This window comes from Cedecea davisae DSM 4568, from assembly GCF_000412335.2.
Classification (GTDB): Bacteria; Pseudomonadota; Gammaproteobacteria; order Enterobacterales; family Enterobacteriaceae; genus Cedecea; species Cedecea davisae.
Genome location: NZ_KE161030.1, coordinates 2,004,773 through 2,005,062 on the forward strand (window position 1 = coordinate 2,004,773; position 290 = coordinate 2,005,062).

Sequence of the window (290 nt, forward strand, 5' to 3'; positions counted from 1 at the left end):
GCCTCTCCGCTCTGGTCGCGTAACGCTGCCTCCGGGCCGGGTCAGTTGCACACCTGGTCCCCCTGGGGAAGCGGTAATCCCGCAGAAGGGCTGCCGGGCTTCAACGGTGAGCGTATTGACCCTGTGAGCGGCAACTACCATCTGGGCAACGGTTACCGGGCGTATAATCCGGTGCTGGGGCGGTTTAACTGCCCGGACAGCCTGAGCCCCTTCGGTGCAGGTGGAATAAACCCGTACGTTTACTGCGGTGGCGACCCGGTGAACTATACGGACCCGACGGGCCATATCAG

At 63.1% G+C, this 290-nt stretch carries 1 protein-coding gene; it reads left to right on the forward strand.

Annotation, left to right across the window (positions count from 1 at the left end):
* A partial coding sequence (locus HMPREF0201_RS09320) for an RHS repeat-associated core domain-containing protein (RefSeq protein ID WP_016536345.1) occupies positions 1-290 on the forward strand: 290 nt, incomplete at both ends.